15 protein-coding genes and 1 pseudogene are annotated in these 21,771 nt (G+C 43.9%); 8 read left to right on the plus strand and 8 right to left on the minus strand.

The window, feature by feature from the left end:
• Nucleotides 1-3,387: non-ribosomal peptide synthetase (locus tag WA1_RS15550; RefSeq protein ID WP_066612900.1), on the plus strand; the 3,387-nt coding region annotated here is incomplete at its 5' end.
• On the opposite strand, the gene WA1_RS15555 is transcribed toward WA1_RS15550, so the two are convergent.
• From WA1_RS15555 to WA1_RS15565, 3 genes are all read right to left on the minus strand, one after another.
• Complete coding sequence (locus WA1_RS15555) at nt 3,334-4,794, minus strand: AAA-like domain-containing protein (RefSeq protein WP_017749410.1); 1,461 nt, start codon at nt 4,792-4,794, stop codon at nt 3,334-3,336. The two genes, WA1_RS15550 and WA1_RS15555, sit on opposite strands and share 54 nt — an antisense overlap.
• A gap of 620 nt (nt 4,795-5,414) precedes the next feature.
• Entirely contained in the window at nt 5,415-7,487 is a 2,073-nt protein-coding gene (locus WA1_RS15560) for a S9 family peptidase (protein ID WP_017749411.1), read from the minus strand.
• On the minus strand, nt 7,480-8,112 hold the full coding sequence (locus tag WA1_RS15565) for a hypothetical protein (protein WP_017749412.1): 633 nt from the start codon (nt 8,110-8,112) through the stop codon (nt 7,480-7,482). The genes WA1_RS15560 and WA1_RS15565 overlap by 8 nt, the downstream gene beginning before the upstream one ends.
• Before the next feature lie 435 nt (nt 8,113-8,547).
• Here WA1_RS15565 and hemE point away from each other — a divergent pair, with 435 nt between their 5' ends.
• The 7 genes and pseudogenes from hemE to WA1_RS61345 all read left to right on the plus strand — a co-directional run bounded on the left by hemE (nt 8,548) and on the right by WA1_RS61345 (nt 13,756).
• Complete coding sequence (gene hemE, locus WA1_RS15575) at nt 8,548-9,603, plus strand: uroporphyrinogen decarboxylase (RefSeq protein WP_017749414.1); 1,056 nt, start codon at nt 8,548-8,550, stop codon at nt 9,601-9,603.
• A 120-nt stretch (nt 9,604-9,723) separates the two neighbouring features.
• Nucleotides 9,724-10,683, plus strand: coding sequence for an NAD-dependent epimerase/dehydratase family protein (locus WA1_RS15580; protein ID WP_017749415.1), 960 nt, complete (start codon nt 9,724-9,726; stop codon nt 10,681-10,683).
• 505 nt (nt 10,684-11,188) lie between these two features.
• Nucleotides 11,189-12,019, plus strand: a complete 831-nt coding sequence (locus tag WA1_RS15585) for a sulfite exporter TauE/SafE family protein (protein WP_017749416.1) — start codon at nt 11,189-11,191, stop codon at nt 12,017-12,019.
• Between the two features lie 359 nt (nt 12,020-12,378).
• Nucleotides 12,379-13,131: a hypothetical protein gene (locus tag WA1_RS15590; protein ID WP_017749417.1), complete on the plus strand. Its 753-nt coding sequence runs from the start codon at nt 12,379-12,381 to the stop codon at nt 13,129-13,131.
• Nucleotides 13,128-13,307, plus strand: coding sequence for a hypothetical protein (locus WA1_RS15595; RefSeq protein WP_017749418.1), 180 nt, complete (start codon nt 13,128-13,130; stop codon nt 13,305-13,307). Before WA1_RS15590 ends, WA1_RS15595 begins: the two co-directional genes overlap by 4 nt.
• A pseudogene (locus tag WA1_RS61690) lies at nt 13,304-13,402 on the plus strand (pentapeptide repeat-containing protein); the annotation flags it as partial. The gene WA1_RS15595 and the pseudogene WA1_RS61690, both read left to right, overlap by 4 nt.
• The gene (locus tag WA1_RS61345; protein ID WP_336389843.1) at nt 13,394-13,756 is read left to right on the plus strand and encodes a pentapeptide repeat-containing protein; all 363 of its coding nucleotides are present in this window, start codon (nt 13,394-13,396) and stop codon (nt 13,754-13,756) included. The pseudogene WA1_RS61690 and the gene WA1_RS61345, both read left to right, overlap by 9 nt.
• 394 nt (nt 13,757-14,150) lie before the next feature.
• On the opposite strand, the gene WA1_RS15605 is transcribed toward WA1_RS61345, so the two are convergent.
• From WA1_RS15605 to WA1_RS15625, 5 genes are all read right to left on the minus strand, one after another.
• Nucleotides 14,151-15,779, minus strand: coding sequence for an iron uptake porin (locus tag WA1_RS15605; RefSeq protein ID WP_026135310.1), 1,629 nt, complete (start codon nt 15,777-15,779; stop codon nt 14,151-14,153).
• Nucleotides 15,780-15,940: 161 nt separating this feature from the next.
• Entirely contained in the window at nt 15,941-17,800 is a 1,860-nt protein-coding gene (locus WA1_RS15610) for an ABC transporter ATP-binding protein (RefSeq protein WP_017749421.1), read from the minus strand.
• Between the two features lie 24 nt (nt 17,801-17,824).
• Nucleotides 17,825-18,835, minus strand: coding sequence for an aldo/keto reductase (locus tag WA1_RS15615; RefSeq protein ID WP_017749422.1), 1,011 nt, complete (start codon nt 18,833-18,835; stop codon nt 17,825-17,827).
• A complete protein-coding gene (locus tag WA1_RS15620) occupies nt 18,819-20,660 on the minus strand; it encodes an ABC transporter ATP-binding protein (protein WP_017749423.1) in 1,842 nt (613 codons plus the stop codon). Before WA1_RS15620 ends, WA1_RS15615 begins: the two co-directional genes overlap by 17 nt.
• A 31-nt stretch (nt 20,661-20,691) precedes the next feature.
• A complete protein-coding gene (locus WA1_RS15625; RefSeq protein ID WP_017749424.1) occupies nt 20,692-21,768 on the minus strand; it encodes a glycosyltransferase family 2 protein in 1,077 nt (358 codons plus the stop codon).
• Nucleotides 21,769-21,771: the final 3 nt, after the last annotated feature.

Consider the following 21,771-nt stretch of genomic DNA (forward strand, 5'->3'; position numbering starts at 1 on the left):
AAACCACTCTCACAACGGCAACAGCATTCCCGTTACGATGAACAACACATTTACTTATCCGCACTCGCAACTTCACAAGCGGTGGATTTTGTCAAACAGCACCAATTGACACTGAATAATTTGGTGCAGGTTACCTGGGGATTGCTCCTGTCTCGCTACAGTGGTGAAACCGATGTCGTCTTTGGTGCCACCTTGTCTGGTCGTCCCCCCGCACTCCTTGGTGTGGAGTCGATGGTGGGGATATTTATCAATACAGTGCCCGTGCGCTGGCAAATCTCCCCTCAGACAGATTTGCTGAGTTTGTTGAAAGATTTACAAACCCAACAGGTGGAATCCGAACAATTTTCCTACTGCTCATTAGTAGAAATTCAAAGTTTGAGTGACATTCCTAGGGGTACGTCTTTATTTGAGAGCATTGTCGTGTTTGAGAATTATCCGGTAGATGCCGATACTTTACAAGACGATGGCGGTTTGACAGTGGCGGATTTTCGAGGGATCGAACACGCAAATTATCCCCTGACAGTTGTCGCCGGACCGGGGGAGCAATTGTGGTTGAAGGTGAGCTACGATACCAATCGATTTGAGCATGAAACGATGAGCCGGATGCTGGGGCATTTTGTCACCTTGCTGTCGGCGATTGTCACCAATCCACATCAACCGATTGAGCAATTGCCGTTGTTAACGGTATCCGAGCAACAGCAGTTATTACTGGAGTGGAACGATACACGCGTAGAGTCACCTCAGCATCAGTGTATCCATCAGTTGTTTGAGGCGCAGGTGGCACTGACTCCGAATGCTGTGGCAGTCGTGTTTGAAGACCTTCAACTGACTTACGATGAGTTGAACTCTCGTGCCAATCAGTTAGCCCATGAGTTGCGCTCGCTCGGTGTGGGCGCGGATGTGCTTGTTGGCATTTGTGTGGAACGTTCCTTGTCCGCGATTGTGGGACTTTTGGCGATTCTCAAAGCGGGAGGGGCTTATGTGCCTCTCGACCCCGAGTCTCCCACTGAGCGGATGAGCTTTGTGCTTCAAGATACTCAACTCTCCGTGCTGGTAACGCAACAGCATCTGGTGGCGAAATTCCCATCAATTCAGGCGCGTGTCCTTTGCTTAGACAGCGACTGGCATCACATTGCTCGCAATAGCGCCGCCAATCCGCTCAACGGTACAACACCGACTCACTTAGCATACGTCATCTACACGAGTGGCTCCACAGGCTTGCCCAAGGGTGTTTTAGTTAACCACAATTGTGTCACCCGTTTGTTTGCCGCCACACAACCTTGGTATGACTTCAACTCTCAAGACGTATGGACTCTGTTCCACTCAATCGCCTTTGACTTTTCGGTTTGGGAAATTTGGGGTGCATTGCTTTACGGTGGACGACTGGTGGTGGTACCCTACCTGGTGACCCGCTCGCCAGAATCTTTTTATCAGTTATTGTCTCAACAGAAAGTCACAATTCTCAATCAGACACCTTCGGCTTTCCGCCAGTTGATGCAGGCAGAACAGTCCATGGCAACTGTGACCAATTTGTCCCTCCGCTTGGTGATTTTTGGTGGCGAAAGTCTTGAAATCAACAGTTTGCATCCTTGGTTTGAGCGCCACGGCGATCGCCACCCGCAGTTAGTGAATATGTACGGCATTACAGAAACCACCGTTCACGTCACTTATCGTCCATTAAGCAAAGACGATTTTCACAGCACCCTCAGTCTGATTGGTCGCCCGATTCCAGATTTGCAGGTGTATGTCTTGGATGAACATCAACGGCTCGTACCCATTGGTGTTCCAGGTGAGATGTACGTTGGCGGTGCTGGGGTTTCCCGTGGCTACCTCAATCGTCCCGAACTCACCGCACAACGGTTTATTTCTCACCCCTTCCACAACAGCACTGGTGGCGATCGCCTTTACAAAACAGGTGACTTAGCTCGTTATCTACCCAATGGTGAGTTAGAGTATTTAGGGCGCATCGACAATCAGGTGAAAATTCGCGGCTTCCGCATCGAATTGGGTGAAATCGAGGCGCTACTGAGTCAACACCACCACGTGCAAGCCAATTGTGTCATTGTCCGCGAAGACACCCCAGGCGATCTTCGCCTCGTCGCCTACATCGTACCCCACATCGACCACGCCCCCACTCCCAACTCTCTACGTAGCTTCCTCAAACAAAAGCTACCAGACTACATGGTACCGAATGCGATCGTTCTCCTTGAGTCCCTACCTCTGACCAACAACGGCAAAGTTGACCGTCGCGCTCTCAAAGCCCCCGTTCATTCCAGTGGTTCCGACACATTCGTTTCTCCCCGCAACACTGTAGAACTACAACTCGTCCAAATCTGGTCTCAAATTCTTCAGGTTGACAATGTAGGGGTTAAAGATAACTTTTTTGACCTTGGCGGTCATTCCCTCTTGGCTGTCCACTTAATGACTCAGATGAAACAGCAGTTTGGTAAAGACATCCCCTTAGCCATGCTCTTCCAACATCCCACAATTGAAGACTTGGCAATTGTTGTACAAAAAGATACCGACACTTCCCCTTGGTCTCCCTTAGTCGCCATTCAGCCAACTGGCTCCAATCCACCTTTGTTCTGTGTTCCTGGCGCGGGGGGCTTTCCGTTCTATTTGTATAATTTAGCTCGTTGTCTTGGGCCTGACCAACCGTTCTACAGTTTCCAAGCCCAAAGTCAGGATGGAGAATTAGCGCAGATTTGTACAGTGGAAGAGATCGCCGATGACTACATTCAAGCAATGCAAGCTGTGCAGCCCCAAGGTCCTTATTTTTTGGGCGGACATTCTTTTGGCGGTAAAGTCGTGTTGGAAATGGCACAGCAGTTACTGCTTCAGGGACAGGTGGTGGCTTTAGTAGCCATTTTTGATACCATAGTACCCATCGTCCACGGAAAGCAACAAGAATTCGATGATGCTACGTGGCTGATTGACATTGCCAAAAGTATGCAAGTTGCGTTTGCAAAAGATTTGGAGATGGATGCTGAGCCTTTGCGTTCTCTAGCTCCTGCCGAACAACTAGAATATGTCCTGGAGTACCTTCATCTGCTTGAGGTTGTGCCTCCCAATACCGATACTTCATATTTGAAGCATTTGTTGCAAGCTTACAAGACTAACAATACCACTGTATATCTACCACAACAGGTTAATCCCGTTCCAATTACTCTGTTTCGTGCCAGCGAGTCTATTTCACAAGATCTGAGTGTGTTACCGTCTGAAATTTTACAGGATTTATCCTGGGGATGGAGCAAGTTTTCTAGCAAACCAGTGGATATTCACTTTGTCCCTGGTAATCATGTCAGTATGATGACTCAACCCCACGTTCAGGTTTTAGCTGAACGATTGAGTCTCTGCCTTCAGAATTCTACCTTCTTCAATTGTTGATAGCTGTTTTTGAAAATAAGCCCTGTAGAGCTCGCAACGTGGTAGTATGCGATCGCCCTCAAAGCGAATTAATCCCAAACTTTCCAGTTTGTAAGCCTGAATAGGATTAAGAGAAACATCTTGCTGTCGAGCCAAAATTCTAGCATAGGCCTTCGCTAAGCTAGGATTTTCGTGTAGTTTCATGGAGTATCGCCACAAATGATAGCGATAGATCCCACCATTTGCGATCGCATCCTGTATCAATTCTGGCATGGTTATTTCTTGACAGCAAAGATAGTACAAACTCATCTGAATCATTGCTGGATGTCCCCCTAGCAGATATATGAGTTGCTCTATATCCTTAGGTTTACATAAATTGAAGCCATAACGTCTAGCTAAATCTTCTACTTGTGTTTGGGTAAATTCGCTTAAACTAATAGGTAGACCTATATTGAAAGGAGAGAGGTTAATATCTAGAGAGATGTACTCCTCCATAGAGTAAACCATGACTAACCTTAGCTTTTGCCAGTTAGGATTGTGCCGCGCTTCCTCACACCACGAACGCAACAAAGCAAAAAAATCTTGACAAATGTGAGGAGATTCAAAAAAATGGTCAATTTCATTTAACACCAAAACGACAGGTTTTTGACATTGATTGAGCAAATATTTTTCTAAATACAAGCTGCTACTCAAGTTATAACCAATTTCTTCATTCCATTGTTCCTTAATGTTGGGAGGAATACCTAATTCTGTTGCAACTCGCCAGCAAAGACGACGTAATAGCTTATTGAGATCGGTGAGACACTCAGTATCAAATTGATAACAATTCAGATTCACTGTGTGATACCCTTGCGACTGTGCAAAGGCTAACAGTCGCAATACTAAAGAACTTTTACCCATCTGTTTGGGAGCTCGAATCCGAATCACGCAACCCGGTTGGGTGACTTCTCGATAAACTCGTTTCTCTAGTGGCGGACGTTCAATATAAAAGGGAGAACATAGAGGTAAAGGTCCATCTGGGTACGGCAAAAAATTTTCCATCTCTTCAGCTTGGGTGTGATATTTTTGAGTAAAAGATTTTACCCAGAAAAATTGAGAGGGTTCTTCTATGAATGAATTTTCTGATAATAATTTCAAGGTTTGATTTTCCGACGCTTCATTCACTTCAGTGTAATCTTCTTTCTGTAATTCCAGATTAAAAGCACTAAAGCAAAGCTTCAATGTTTTTTGGTCTACACCTGCACTTGAAGACCATAATTTACTTACAGTTTTAGTGGAAAGATTAATACGATTGCTCAGCTGTTCCAGGCTCAAGCGTTCGCCTTGATTTTCCGTCATTTCTACGGCAACAATTGCTTCCTGTAACCGTTTAATTCCTATGAAAGTTAATATAACTCCTCGTCTTCTCCTGAATTTAGATTGTTCCATCATCATAATAATTGGCACACTTTTATTTGATTTTCTTATAGAATCCATCAAAGCTCTATTCGATTACACCACACTAACTCGATAGTAAATACCTCGTATAAATTTTACTATTAACTTTGTATAAAATTTTTTAGAAAATCTGATTGCTTTCCCTACTTTTCCTACTTTTCTTACTTTTAAGGCTTATTGAATTTTAATGCTTGTGTTGCACAAATTTTTGCAGAAATAATAAAACCTTTATTTTTATAAAATTATAAAAATAAAATTAAATAAACTATACATATAGCTTATGTATAAATTTTTTTAAAAAATTTATGCATTGTCAAAAAATCGTTTATAACAATTCCCACTTTCTTGAGGTGCAGGAAGAATAATTAACCGCAGATACACGCAGACAAACGCAGAGAAATTTGTACCTCAGCAGACTGGAAAACGCTGTATATGAATATCGTTGATATTAATATTTAATATTTTTGAGATACTGAATAACTTTGTATTACATCGAAATCTTTTTTAAAGATATCCCCCCTTTTTAAGGGAAACCGCAATCGCTTTTGGAGACTTGTGTGTACACCGTAGCTTAAAAAGGGGGGATATTTCTGACACGGGTGAACTTACAATTAACTATCTCCCAAACCCAACCTATCTAAAACAAAGGCATATTCAAAAGCGAGTTCCTTCAAACTGTCATAACGCCCTGATGCACCGCTATGTCCTGCACCCATATTGGTTCTCAGCAAGAGAATATTGTTGTCTGTTTTGAGTTCTCGCAGTTTTGCTGTCCATTTTGCTGGTTCCCAATATTTGACACGAGCGTCATTTAATCCCGCTAAAATTAGGGTATCTGGGTAATTTTTGGCTTCGACATTGTCATAGGGAGAGTAAGATTTTATGTAGTCGTAATATACCATTACATTTGGATTGCCCCATTCTTCCCACTCTGTGACTGAAAGGGGTAAGGAAGTATCCAATGTGGTCGTCACTACGTCTACAAAAGGAACATCAGCAATGACGGCTTTAAAAAGATCGGGACGCATATTCATGACTGCGCCCATCAATAAGCCACCTGCACTTCCACCAGAAATGACTTGGCGATCGCTTGATGTCCATTTTTCACCAATCAAGTACTCAGCACAAGCAATAAAATCGGTAAAGGTGTTCTTTTTCTGCAAAAATTTGCCATCTTCATACCACTTTCGTCCCATTTCTCCGCCGCCACGAATATGGGCAATGGCAAACACAACCCCACGGTCTAATAATGAGAGTCGATTGGAGGAAAATGCAGATGAGGAAGGATAACCGTAAGAACCATATCCTGTTAAGAATAGAGCATTTTTACCATCTTTTTGGATACCCTTTTTATAAACAATAGATATGGGAACTTTTGTCCCATCAGCAGAAGTCGCAACCAACCACTCACTTTGGTACTGACTTCTATCGTATCCACCCAAAACTTCTATCTCTTTTTTCAACTCTCGCTGATTTGTTTCCATGTCATAGTCAAACACAGAATGGGGAGTGGTGAAAGAGGTGTAATTAAATCGCAAGGTCGTTGTGTTAAATTCTGGGTTACTGCTTTCGTAGAAATCGTAAGTTGGTTCTGGAAAGGAAATTTGATGGATGTTTCCTGTCGATAAATTTTGTACTCTCCCAATAGGTAGCCCACCTTGCCTTTCATAAATTATCATGTAATTGGCAAACAAGCTAATGCCTGAAAGCATGATATCTTCTCGATGGGGAATGATAGTTTGCCAATTTTCTTGTGCTGGTGAGGCGACAAGAGTTTTCATGAGCTTAAAGTTAATTGCTTCGTCATTAGTGACAATGTAAAAGGAATCACTGTGATGGTCAATATCGTATAATACCCCTGTCTTTCGTGGTAGAAAAATTTGAAAACTTCCATTGGGATCGTTGGCATCTAAGTAATGAATTTCTGATGTAATTTGGCTACCCAAACTCATCATGATGTATGCTTCACTTCTCGTTCTACCCACTTCTAAAAAGAAAGCATTATCTGGTTCGTGAAAAATGAGAACGTCCTCGTCTACAGAAGTTCCTAAAGTATGCCTCAAAAGTTGGAAGGGACGATTTGCGGGATCGATTTTGGTATAGAATACCGTTTTATTATCATTTGCCCAGGCAAAAGAATAATAGGTTTCAGGAATAGTTTCTGGGTAAAGCTCGTATGTGGTTAGATCGAGAAAGAAAAGCGTGTATTGCTCGGCACCACTTGTATCGACTGAGTAAGCTAAAATCTGGTGATTGGGACTAACTTGCAGGACGCCCAAACTCAAAAATTCATGCTCTAGTGCTAATTTGTTTTGGTCTAACAGCACTTCCTCAAGAGCTTCAAGGCTACCTTTTTTGCGACAGTGTATTGGATACGCCTTACCTTCTTCAGTACGTGAATAATAATAATAATTATCTTTGCGGTACGGTACTGACAAGTCTGTTTCTTGGATGCGAGCTAGCATTTCCTCATAAAGCTTTGTTTGTAATGTTTCTGTGTGCTGCATCATAGCTTCGGTGTAAGCGTTTTCAGCTTCTAGATAAGCGATCGCGTCTGGATTATCAATCTCGCGCAGCCAAAAGTAATTATCAATGCGGCGATCGCCGTGTAATTCTAAAACATGAGGTTTCTTGGACGCAGTGGGTGGAGTGAGTGTTGTTTGCAAAGCATTATCTTTAGTCATCTTCGTCAATCTGTGTCCGATTTTTTGTTTTTAGGGTACAAAAGCCAATGGCTGGGATAATTCCCAGAATAATAGCTGTAAATCCCTGTCCGCTCAAATACACTACCCGATCTCGGCTCGGTGCTGGAATAAAATCTTGCACAAAAGACAGCAATCCAACCAAAAAACTAATTAGTAAAAATGAAACTGAAGGTAAAAAATTCCACCAGCAAGCACCAGATGTGTCTCGGCGCAGCACTATCCATTGAAAAAACCCCAGCCAAATTCCTGATAAAATGTACGCAATAGTTGACAAAATTCCAAAAATCACAGCCTCTTGAAAAGTGAGAGTTCTGTTTAAGGATGAGGCGATAGATGAGATGTAGTCAATCCAAGCTGTAGAAACGTTAGTGGAAACTAGCCAGCCCAAACTTGTTGCTGTCATCCACAGCCAACCCGATGTATATTGTCTGACAACAAGTGCTTGATCGATCCCATAGATCAGCGCAAACACACAACTGCTGATGTACCTTCCCAAGGCGTTCCATTTTGGTTGCTGAAGAATTTCAGGTGAGATTGTCTCTGCAAAGGTCTTTTCTATCGCTATACTGGCAATTCCACCAACAACCCATCCCAAGACAGTCATTAAACAGAATAGTATGAAAAATTTTTGGCGTTGCGATCGCGGTATCAAAAACATTTGTCCTTTGTCCTTTATTATACCATTTTGGATTTTAGATTTTGGATTTTGGATTGGAAAAGTCCTGCTTATACTTGATTTCAACCAACTATCTTCGCATTCTTTTTTGTACTTAGTATTATTTCTCATTTGTTTACGGTTCTTTCCAAATCCCCAATCCCAAATCCTCAGTCCCAATCCAAAATCCAAAATCTAAAATCTAAAATTCCCAATCCCTAAGTTAAAAATTGTCAATATTAACTTCTTAAAACTTTGCATTTGGTCAATAATTTTATAAGAAGTTTTGCGAACAGCCCCAAAAGTTATTTCTCTTGGAAAAAGGACAAAGGGGGAATGATAAGCTAAACAATGACAAATAAAGAGTTTAGGATGAATTGTTAAATGGGTATTTCCTCTAACGATCCATTTCTCCTTAGGGTAGCTCGTGGTGAAGTTTTAGATCGTCCTCCCGTATGGATGATGCGTCAAGCAGGACGGTACATGAAAGCTTATCGAGATTTAAGGGAGAAGTATCCTTCTTTTCGCGATCGCTCGGAAATACCGGAAGTAGCGATTGAAATATCCTTGCAACCTTGGAAAGCCTTTCAACCGGATGGAGTGATTTTGTTTTCTGACATTGTCACACCGCTCCCTGGTATAGGCATTGATATGGATGTCGCGGAAGGCAAAGGTCCAATTATTTACTCCCCCATCCGTACATCTGAGCAAATTGATAACCTGCACCCTCTAGAACCAGAGGAATCTTTACCGTTCATTAAACCAATATTACAGGCGTTGCGGCAGGAAGTCGGCAATAAATCAACAGTTTTGGGCTTTGTGGGTGCGCCCTGGACGTTGGCAGCTTATGCTGTGGAAGGAAAAGGTTCTAAAACCTACTCCATCATCAAAAATATGGCGTTTTCAGACCCAAGCATCCTGCATCAACTGCTAGGAAAATTGGCTGACTCCATCGCTACCTATGTCCGCTACCAAATTGACTGTGGGGCTCAAGTAGTACAAATGTTTGATTCTTGGGCAGGTCAGTTAAGCCCTCAAGATTACGAAGTCTTTGCTCTCCCCTACCAGCAAAGAGTGTTCCAGCAAGTTAAAGCCACTCATCCAGAAACCCCCGTAATTCTGCTAGCAAGCGGTAGTGCTGGTTTATTAGAAAGAATGACACAATCGGGTGCAGATATCATCAGTGTAGACTGGGCAGTAGATATGGCAGATGCACGGGAAAGATTGGGCAAACACATGAAAGTACAAGGCAATCTTGACCCAGGCGTGCTATTCGGTTCTAAAGAGTTTATTCGCGATCGCATTCTCGATACTGTTCGCAAGGCAGGTAACAAAGGACACATTCTCAATCTCGGTCATGGTGTTTTGCCAGAAACACCAGAGGACAACGTAGCTTTCTTCTTTGAGACAGCAAAAAATCTCAATGCAGTGGCTGTGTGAGGAGGGAATAGGGAGTAGGGAGTAGGGAGTAGGGAGTAGGGAGTAGGGAGTAAGAATAAGAAAACTTGGAACTTTTCACTTTCTTCCTAACTCTTAACTTCTAACTCTTAGCTATTGTATATGAGTCAGAAACGAATCTTTGTGACGGGTGCAAGTGGTTGTATCGGTCACTATATAAGCGAAACTTTAATACAACAAACAAACCACGAGCTGTATCTGTTAGTCAGAAATCCAAAAAAACTGCAAGTTGATACGCACGCACGTCCCGGTATCACTGTATTGCAAGGCGATCTGCAAGAAATAGGGCAATTTGCTGACTTGTTGAAAACAGTAGATGTAGCCGTATTAACAGCAACGGCTTGGGGTGGGGAAGAAACATATGAAATTAATGTAACCAAAACTTTAGAATTGCTCAACTTGTTAGATCCACAAAAATGCGAACAAGTTATCTATTTTTCCACGGCTAGTGTTTTGGATAGTCACAACCAACCATTAAAAGAAGCAGGAGAAATAGGGACAGATTATATCCGTTCTAAATATGACTGCTTGCAAAAGATACCACAATTAGCGATCGCACATTCAGTCACCTCCGTGTTTCCAACTTTAGTATTGGGTGGCGATCGCAAAAAACCTTATTCGCATGCAACATCTGGTATTCCAGAAGTCACAAAATATGTAAATTTAATTCGTTTTTTGAGTGCTGATGGAAGCTTTCACTTTATTCACGGGCAAGATATTGCTACTGTCGTGCGATACTTAATAGATAATCCGCCAAAAGAAGAAAAAACACGCCGATTTGTATTAGGTCAGAAGCAAATAACTGCAAACCAAGCTATTCAAGAAGTTTGTAGCTATCTTGGGAAAAAAATTTACTTTCGCATCCCCTTATCTGTATCATTAGCCAACTTAATTATCGTTTTATTCCGCATCCAGATGGCTGCTTGGGATAGGTTTTGTATGAACTATCGACATTTTACTTACAACACTGTCGTTAATCCTGCCAGTTTTGCATTACCAAATTATTGCGAAACCATGAGCGATGTTTTGAAAATAAGTGGAGTATATAGCAATCCTAGTTGAAATCTCTGATTAGCGTCGGGAGAACTGATATAAAGCTAGAGTACTCTGATAGCGATCAAAAACATCTTAAAACTTCTAATTTTTTTAAATTAGAAAGCAGACGTAAAAGTTGATCTTCGTCCCCCATTACATAGCTTTTTCATTAAAAAACGCATACAACGTGTATACGGGCATCTACACCCTGTTTTAATGTGTCAAAATCCGTATTGGCGCAATATTCAACATACATACTAAATTTTGTCAAACGCTTGTGAAAATTTGTATTGCTTGATGAGAACGTAGCACGAGCATCATTAGACGACATTTCATTGAAATTGTCAGAAAAACCCAATACAAACCAACTTCAGTGATATTTTGACAATCACTATAGCGTTTCCCAGTCTGGTGAGGTACGATTTGAAATCTGCTTGTATTTTTGATAAGAGTTAAAAAAATTTAGGTGTACCTCAGGTGCTTGGGAAAGGCTATAACTGATAAACTTAGCCCAAATGATTAACAAATAGAAATGAGTAGAAATACTAAATTTTTGGGTGGCATCTTACAAGAACGTCGTTCGCGATTGGGATTTATCTATGCAGTACCGATTGGTGTATTAGGAGGTCTAATTGGTCTGGGAGGGGCAGAATTTCGACTACCTGTACTAGCAGGTGTTTTAGGATATCCCGCACGTCAAGCCGTACCTCTTAATCTAGCGGTTAGCTTAGTGACAATTATTGCATCCCTAATAATACGTGGTAGTACTCTTTCTTTCGACTTAGTTATTCCGTTGTTACCTGTACTCTTTTCTTTAATTGCTGGAGCGGTTATTACTGCTTTTTTTGGAGCATCATTGGCAGGACGATTAACAAATGAACAACTTGAGCGAATTATTCTAATATTGCTAGTAGTGATTGGTTTTGCACTGATTATTGAAAGTTTCTTGCCTCAACAGTTACCAGCTTTTTTACCGAATATATTACCCTTGCGTATCATAGCGGGAATATTATTTGGGCTAGCAATTGGACTTGTCAGTAGTCTTTTAGGTGTTGCTGGTGGAGAAGTAATCATTCCAACACTAGTTTTTGCTTTCGGTGCAGATATTAAAACAGCAGGTACGGCTAGCCTTTTAGTTAGCTTACCCACTGTAGCTGTAGGAGTTATTCGTTATGCAACCCGTAAAGCTTTTGTGGAAAAACAAGCATTAACTGATACAGTCGCTCCTATGGGTGTAGGGTCGGTGATTGGTGCTGTTATCGGAGGTATGCTAGTTGGAATTATCCCAGCTTCAGTGTTAAAAGTTGTACTTGGTTTGATTTTGAATATTTCAGCATTTCGAGTTTTTCGTAAAACCCACTAACCAATTTAGCCTGTAAGGGGGGAAAGTAGCGAAAATCCCCCAACAGTATCCGGTATAAGCAAGAAACCAAAAAAACTTCAACCCTATCCCCAAAATCGAGTTTTTCCATCAGTTAAATGTTAAGTAATATTTCGCCAACAGTATCTTCCCGGCTCTTCCGTACTTAGTGGGCTAAATTATTATGAAATCAGCATCGCGACAGTCAGACTGGACAATGGTCGATATGGAACACAAGGGCTAATAAAGGACAAGGTCGCTGGACACCAATTACTGATGGACTTGCAGCTTCTACCTTGGGCGGCAGCATACCACAACAGTAAAATAACACAAGATAAGCACGAAAGTATCAAGCTGATTATATGCCCGACAGAGTTGAAATAATCGTCATTACCAAAAGTTCTCTTCGTAGCTGTGCGGGTCTAGAGCATCTGCTCAATGCCTTTGAGAGCATCAAAGAGTTGACCCCAACCCACTGGGGTACAGATGAACGCGCACCTAACCCATACGACCGTAACGATTTACTAGCTACAGTGAGTGCGTTCAAAAGTGATTTTAATATGCCCAGTCTGCACCGAAGACAAGCCCCTCGTTACAAAGCTTATTTTTCAGCCAGCGATCGGGGTCTTAATTATGTCAGTGTGGAGTTTGGCTCTTCCCTTCAAAACAAGGACTTGCACCGTGTCTTTTTACTTGGTGATGCGATCGCTGCACAACTAGAGGCAGAGTTTGGTATTGTTCACCCAGTCTGGCTTGAAGGTAGTCAAGAATACTGTGCCTCCGGGAAAATCACCGCTTCGGAATTGCAAAAATATGGTCCGTCTCCTGTATGTGCTCGTACCTGGTTTGGTTCACATCTAGTACAGTTGATTAGTAGCAAACGCTTATTCCTCTCTGGTGCAATTATCCACAATACACCATGGGGTGGAGTACAGTTAGACTTGGTGCAACATCCTTGGAAAAGCGACTTGGAGACGTTAAGCAACCGCCAAAGGTCGGTGATGAAGCATCTACAGCCCTCTGGCGTGTTCGGTGACTATACGCAATTCCTAAATTATCAGCCAGGATCGAACTGGATACCTATTCTAGATAAAATTTCTCACAAGGTAGGATGAGTAAACTTTTCATATTAGAGCGATTACACCAAGCTATTGGTCTGAAACAAACAGTCAGAGGTATAGATCTGTCGGGTCTTGATTTGCGTCAGGTAGATCTAACAGGACTAGTTGCAGAAGGTTTGCTAGCTCAGAATGCACACTCGACTATGCTTTACTTACACAAGCACAGTTAATGGAAGCGGACTTTACTGGAGCAAACCTAAATGGTGTGCATCTGGCAAATGCGAACGTGGGATTAGCAACATTCAACCGAGCATCAATGCGCCAGATCTGCTTACAGTATGCACTCTTCATCAACGGCTACTGCAAAGACGCTCTTCTAGAGGAAGCTAACTTGACTGGTGCTGAGCTAGCAGGTTTCCTATTCTTCGGTAGCTGTTTGAATCGAGCCGTGCTTCGGAAGGTGAAAGCCGACAACACGGGTTTTAACCGTGCAATGATGGTACAGGCTGACCTACAGGGCGGAAGCTTCGTAGGAGCAACTTTCAATAAAGCTGACCTAACTCAAGCTAACCTTACGTCCGGGGATTTCTCCCAGGCTGACTTTCGAGAGGCAAAACTAGATGGAGTAAACTGGGACGACACCCTACTAAAAGATGCATTATTCGATCCCAGAGTTTGATCTTATCAAATAGACATCTCCAGAAATTAATTATGCATTACCCAAAAGTCTTGGTAGGGGCGCAAGGCATTGCGCCCCTACGAGTTTTTAACAATTTTTGGAAAATCAGGTTCTAAACCGTTTTTGGTATAAACAATAATCTTGTCCTAGCGATCGCGTGGATTTGATTTGCAACAGATAGTTTCTCACTCTTGCACAGCTTGCACAAATATGCCTAACCTTTTCTCTGTATGGTAAATAAACTAATACCAAGTTGAAAACAGAATGTGACAGATAGTATAGTGAAATTTAGCCCAGGCAAAGCTTTCCCAATCCAAAATCCCAAATCTCTCATCCCAAATGGTATAAAATATGACTAAATTTTTGGTTGGGAGGATACCAGCTTCCCCAAGAACTAGAAACGAAAAGTAGTCCGGATAACTCCTACATAAACCGTGTCGTTGCTGTCGTTATGCTCTGGATTTGTAACCATAAACACTCCCGGCGTGATATAAATGTTTTTGGTGGCTCTGAAGCGATAGAAGGCTTCCAGATGAAAGGAAGTGTCTGGATCGGTAAAGTCATTGCCGAAATCGTTGCTAGTCACTTTAGGTGGTTGACCAACTACAATACCAGCTAAGTTACCTTCTCCACCAAGATCGGGGAAGATTAAGGTGATTGCATAGTTAAAGATATTGGCTTCTGGTTCACCGGATAAGTCTTCTGCTTTTGCTTTGGTGTAGCCAACCCAACCGCCTAAGGTAAAGTTAGAGCTAATATCAAGCCTAGCCTCAAGACCAAAGGAATTAGCTGTTATATGATCTGCATCTCCATCAAAAGGGTCATTAGCAAGCTCGCTCCCGGTTCCTGTATCAAGCAGATTGTAGGAGCGCACATACGTCAAACTCAGATGCAATTCATCATTGGGTTCCACATAGACTTGGGCAATAGCTCCATAAGGACCTTTGAAAATTCCAGACCTGGTATCGTCGGTATCTTCAGCTAAATAACCTAACCCCACACTGACAACGTCATTCAATTCATAATTTATGCCAGCCCCCGTGCTTCCGATTTGTCGATATATAGGGTTGCGTCGCCCAAAACGAGAGATAGCACCACGACCACTGCTATCTAATGGATTGAGCGAGATGGCAAAGTCATCAGCAGAAGCTAGTGCATTAATGTAGACAGTTGCTTGCTTAGAAATGGGGAAGCTATATTGAAGTGTACTCAACTCAAATTCATTATCATTACTCCCCTCAAACCCCAAGCGAGTCATGGTAGTACCTGTGACATCATCATCAAACTTAGGAATATCTCTCGCTTGTAATTGAAGTATTAAATTGTCTTTCCCTGTGAAACTGGTCTCCAAGCTCAAACGCAGTCGGCTACCAAAGATGATGCTTTCCTCCACTGGCTCATCGTCGTCGTCAGCCTGATTGTTACCAATAGCTCCAGCAATGGCAAAGATGGCGTCTCCTTTGAGCTTGACAGTTGGTGAAAACTGTTGCGCTGCTAGCTGGGATGAAACTACTTCTACATTTTCTATCCTTCCCCGTAAAGCTGATAGCTCTGCTGCAAATTCTGATTGCAGCCTTTGCACGGTGACCAAGTCCTCTTTCTTAACCAACTCAGCAGTACCCGCAGCAATTAGCTTGTTAATCTGGTTCAAGCAGGTGTCTAGACCCCCTGCAAACTCATATCGGCTGAGACTGCGATCGCCTCGATAGGTATTATCGGGATATCCAACAATGCATTCGTAGCGCTCTATCAGAGATTGTAAAGCTTGAAATGCCCAGTCATTGGGATTGACATCAGACAGTTGAGAAACAGAATTTACTTGAACCGGGGTGTTTGTTTTTTGTGAGTATTGATTAGTTTGTTCGAGAGAAAGAGTAGGTTGCTCTGAGACTAAAACTTTATTATCTAGATTCACTTTAGTGTCAGGAACCTCACCAGCAAGGGTACTGCTGGCTACTAATAGCAAAGTTGTACTAAGGAGAAGTGATTCAATCCTTAGTACAGTCCATACGTACTTAAGCATTTTAAGGGTGAGCATTAGGGCAGATGTCAAACTGATAACAAATTAGAATTTTGATAAATAAAAAATGTGCTCGCACCCCTAAGAAACTTGGTTACCGATCGCTGGTCGCTGGTCGCTGGTCACTGGTCACCGATCACTGGTCACTGGTCACTGGTCACTGGTCAATTACACAGATGCTCAATGCTTTCTTCATTGTTGGTATTTTGGGGGTAAATAGCAAGTTGTATTCTGTACAGGGCAGCATAGCAACCGTTATTTTGCATGAGTTCCTTATGGGTACCGCGCTCGACCACACGCCCGCCCTCAAGGTAGAGAATTACATCGGCGTGAGCTACCAAGTGCAAGTCATGGGTAATGATAAAAGTGGTGCGACCTTGGGCTAAATTTTCCAAAGCTGCAATTACCGCACGTTCATTTTCCTTGTCCAAACCAGTGGTTGGTTCATCCCAAATCAGGATGGGGGCATTACGGATAGCAGCACGGGCGATCGCAATCCGTTGGCGTTGTCCACCAGATAAGGTAGCGCCACGGTCACCCAGGATGGTATCATAGCCATCCGGCAACGCCATGATGAAGTCATGAGCATTGGCAAGGCGTGCAGCCGCCTCAATCTTCTTCTCTGATGCACCCAGTGAGCCATAAGCAATGTTTTCTCGTACACTGGTGGCAAATAAGACACTCTCTTGCAGCACAATGCTGATCTGCCGCCGCAAGGAATCCAGTTTGTACTCGCGGATGTCGTGTCCGTCGATCAGAATGCGACCCTCTAAGGGATCGTAGAGGCGTAAGAGTAAACTGATTAGAGTTGACTTACCACCGCCAGAAGGACCAACCAGCGCAATCTGCTGACCGGGCTGTACCTCCAAGTTAAGATTTTTGAAGACGTTCTTTTCCGGTTCATAAGCAAAGGTAACATTCTCAAAACGCACCGCGCCTCGAAAAGGGGGAGCATTGAGCGCACCCCGTGAATCGCGAATTTCGGGTACAATGTCTAGTATGTCTATGATTCGCTCGCCCGAAGCTGTCGCCTTGGTAATCTGCTCTGTGTACCTGGCAAGTTGACCAATGGGCTTAAAGGCGTTCTTGAGGTAGGTAATGAATATCAGCAAATCTCCTGGTGTAATCACATGACGCAGCACGAGTTGTACGCCCCGCCACAACACGAGTGCTGTTGCGATCGCTGCTAAGACTTCCACTACGCGCTCTTGCCTTGAATGCAGTTTTTCCACCAGAGCGTCTTCTTTGAGGTTCTTTTTGTTATGGATAGAAAAAGTCTTCTCCAGCATGTCCTCTAGAGAGAGCGCTTGTACTACTTTGATAGCACTGAAGGCTTCGGCGGCGTCAGCAGCCATTGCCCCTTCACGTCTGCGTTGCTTGCGGGCAACCTCCTTGAGGCGCTTCGTTGCGTGTAGACTGTAGAGGACAAATAGAGGAAAAACCGCGATCGCAATGAGAGCCAATTCCAAATTGAGCCAGAAAACGATGCATAACATCCCCACTAGGGTAAGGATACTGGTCAACAGTGGCACAACACCAGTGACCGTCACCCCCCGCAGCCGCTCAATATCATGTATCACCCTGGTCATTAAGTCCCCACTTCTGGCTTTGTAATGAAAGGACAGAGAGAGACGCTGAAGGTGAGTGTAAAGAATGCCACGAACTTCAGCGATAATACGGTTAGCTGCAAGTGATAGGCCCAGAGTACTAAAGTAGGCAGCGCCAGACCGCAACCCGGCGATCGCCACCATCGCCAATGCCAGGACGGTAATAAGCGACACAGGGTTCAATCCATTCAAGAATGGAATTCCCAAAGACTTGGTGTTAAAGCCAGTTGCCATTATCTGGTCAAAAAGAATTTTTAACGGCCAAGGCTCCAGTAACGCCAAGCCAGTCTTAGTCAGGAGTGCCAGCACAGAGATTGCTAGCAAGAATCCTTGTTTGCGAATTTGCGGCCAGAATCTACGTACAATCTCCCATAGACCAGGTATCGATTTCTGAAGTTTTTGAGGACTACGGCTCACTGCAACTCCTTGTTTTGTGATTTCCTACTCCGTAACTCCGACCATGGCAGTTTCCCGCTCATCAATCTGACTCTCTAAGCAATTGAGCAGATTGTTTCTCTCTTCAGCAGACAAGACTCTATCCCCTGCTTTGCTGTTTGTAGCTGCTTGTTCGGGGGACTTGGCTCCGGGGATTGCCACGGGCTGTACTGGGTGCGAGATGACAAAACCCAGGGCTGCTGTAACCATTTCCTCTCCAGGAGTCAATGTTTTTTTGAGATTTTCGACTGTAGCAATGTGGTTCTGGATTTTTAATTGTTTGCTTTCTTTCTTGTACCACTTGGCTCTGACAGAATCGGTAAAGACTGTATCGTTTGAGTATTTGCCAGACAAAAGACCTTTGGCGAGAGGCCCGCGCACCAATACAGCAATACCATGTTCCTGGCAATAGGGCAATATTTGGGACTCGGCATCGCGATTCAATAGCGAATATTCCAACTCCACCACACGACAGGTGTTATTGGCATTAAATCGTTTCAAAGCTTCAAAATTATTAGTTGATATGCCGTATACTCGGATATGACCTTGTTGTTTAAGAACTTCAAAGGCTTCCAGGTAAATGGTAGGATCTTCAATATCCCCCTCATGGCAAAGTAGTGCGTCGATCCAGTCAGTACGCAGGCGATACAAGGAAGCATGAGCGCAAAGGCGGATGTTATCTACTGAATCTTTTGGTATGTGTTGATGAGTACGATTGCCCCAATGACCGATCTTGCTGACGAGGTGGACTTTGTGACGGATACCTGTCAATGCTACCCCCAATCGCTGTTCGGACAATCCTTGGGGAATGCCGTATGACTCAGCACAGTCAAACAAATTCACGCCATTGTCGATAGCACTGCGTACAGTAGCGAAAGCAGTTGCATCGTCAATCTCGCCCCATTGATTACCGATATTCCAAGTGCCCAAACCGATAGCTGATACTTTCCATCCTGTTTGCCCGAATTCTCTATAAAGCATGATAAATTCTCCTGTTTGTTCAAAGTTCAATTGCATGAATGTCTGCTTCTGGAACAGACTGCTGACACAGGGTCGCGTACCGACCGCCAAGGCGCATCAGTTCCGCATAGGTACCCTGTTCTAAAAGTTTTCCGTTTTCGATATAAAGGATGAGATCCGCGTTTTCGACTGCTCTAGGGTTGTGGGAAATGAGAAACGTAGTTTTCCCCTGAGTCAGTCGATCTAGTGCTTCGCTAACAGCACGCTCATTTTCTTTGTCTAAGCCAGTTGTTGGCTCGTCGAGGATAACAATGGGGGCATTACGGATAGCAGCACGGGCGATCGCAATTCGCTGGCGTTGTCCACCTGAAAGGGTTGCCCCCCGCTCGCTCAGAACGGTTTTATAACCTTGGGGGAGTGCCATAATAAAGTCATGGGCATTAGCCAGACGAGCCGCCGCCTCGATCTCCTGCTTTGACGCTTCTAGAGAACCGTAGGCAATGTTATCTTTGACACTGACCGCAAAGAGAACGCTATCTTGGAGCACTATGCTAATCTGGCGGCGCAAGGACTCCAATTTATATTCCCGAAGGTCATGCCCATCAATCAAAATGCGACCTTCTAGGGGATCGTAGAGGCGCAAGAGCAGACTCACCAGGGTTGACTTGCCACTTCCAGAGGGACCAACTAGCGCCACACGTTGACCGGGCTGCACCTCAAAGTTGAGGCTTTTCAAAATGCCGCTTCCTGATTCGTAGCCAAAGGAGACATTTTCAAAACGCACTGCGCCACGAAAGGGAGGAGCATCAAGAGCACCCCGGACATCATGAATTTCGGGTACCATGTCCAGTACATCTAAAACGCGTTCCCCTGAGACTGTTGCTTTAGCAACCAGCCCTGTTTGCTTAGCAATTTGACGCATGGGGTCCAAGGCTGTCCTATAGTAGCTAATAAACACCAACAAATCCCCTGGGGTCAGCGTCTTGTTTAGTATCAACATTGAACCCCGCCAGATCACAAATGCCATAGCGCAGGCAATCAAAATTTCTACTGTCCGCGTCAGCATTCCTCTGAGTTGCTCAGTCTCAGTTCCTTCATCTAAGCTCTCATTGTTAAGCTTAGAAAAAGTTTCCTCGGTCATTTCTTCAAGTGACAGTGCCTGTACAACCTTGATGGTGTTAATCGCTTCGGCAACTGTATTTGCCATAGATCCCTCAGACTTGCGATGTCTGCGGGTAGAGCCTTGAATGCGATTTATGAGAGGCGTGCTCCATAACACAAACAAAGGAAAAGTCGCGATCGCTATCAAAGTCAGTTCCCAATGCAGCCATAACATGACTCCCAACATCCCAACCAAGGTGAGGCAATTAGTTACCAATGGCAGAGCAGCTTTGATGGTCACTGACCGGATCCGATCTATATCATAGGTAATTCGGGTAATCAGATCGCCACTCTTGAACTGACTGTGAAAGGAAAGGGAGAGACGTTGCAGGTGACTGTAAAGATTGCCTCGAATCTCTGCCATGACAAAGTTAGCAGCCATTGCCATGCCAAATGTACTCAAGTAAGCAGCCATTGCACGCAGTGTTGCGATCGTCACGATCGCTAAAGCCAAGAGCGTCAGTAGCATCATTGGATCGATCCGCTTGATAGCCGCCGCGATCCCCAAAGGAGCTGTGTTGGGTTCAGCCACAATAATGCTGTCAAAGATAAACTTCAGAGGCCAAGGCTCTAGTAACTTTAACGCAGTCTCGAACAAGAGTGCCAAAAACGAACTAGCAATCAGGACCCTCTGCTTGCGGATCTGCGGCCAAAACCTCTGCAAAATCCGCAAACTACCTGGTAAAACTGCCTTAAATTTTTTTTCCCGATCGCGACGCATTGACTGTCTCTCCCTCATGCTTAAACTGGCATCAATTATTAGTTTTGAGTGATGCCGTTACCAGGGGCGTAGGCAGCTCTTTTTCCTTCACCTCTTTTCTTAAACCAAAGCTATGGCGAGCGTAACTGTGCTTCTGGGCATAACTGTCGCTGATGTAGCCATTTAGACGGTTTTCTACTGATTTAAGAACATCGGCGAACCAATGTCTGTGTTCTTTGAAAGGAAAGCGGCTAATGACGGCTCTGAGCAATGCCCGGTAGCGGCGGCGACCAAGCCGATTATACCGTCTTTCAAAATAGTTATCCTCAACCAGATTCCACTTTTCACGGAAGTGACTGAAGCTAGCTAGATCCCAGGCGTTACTCCAGCGCAGCATGAAGAAGGTGACATCCCACCAATCAAACTTTGGTCCAGTAATATAAGTAACAATACTCTGTCGCTCGCAGTAAACAGGGTATCCTGCCTGAGTTGCCAAAAGACAGATATCTATGTGTTCCCTAGTGCTTAGCAGCCCTTCATCAAAAGGACCCGTATGCTCAAAAAGTTCAGTGCGAGCTAAAGCGCAGTGCAACTCGACAAACTCACACTGTGTCCGGTGGAGTTGCTCGGGTATTTTGGAAACTCGCCGTCCTTCGAGATAGCTGTTCTGAATAATACGTCGCTCAGTCCGAACACCTTTGGACTTCAATACAAAGTGGGTTTCTCCACCTCCATTGTGAATCACCTCATGTAAGGGTTTGTCAAGACAGGTAAGGGTTCCCACAACTCCCGCGCCTGTCTCCTCAGCACACTGTACCAGCGCCTTCAGCCAGCCTGATTTAACAACTACGTCATTATCAATAAAAACAACGTACTTGGTCTTCACCTCAGACAATCCCAGGTTTCTAGCTCGATTGGGGGAGATGTAGTGATCGGTGCGAATGAGTTTAAACTGCTTTTGTTGTGCTTGAGCTTTCAAGTAGCGCTTGATACCAGGGGACGAACCACCATCTACATAAACTAAATTGAAAGGATAATCTGTCTGGTCGTAGATGCTTTCGAGAGACTCACGCGTATAGCTGAAACGCTCCCGTGGTACTACAACGATAGTTACTAGCGGACTTTCCATCGC

This window comes from Scytonema hofmannii PCC 7110, assembly GCF_000346485.2.
GTDB classification, from domain to species: domain Bacteria; phylum Cyanobacteriota; class Cyanobacteriia; order Cyanobacteriales; family Nostocaceae; genus Scytonema; species Scytonema hofmannii.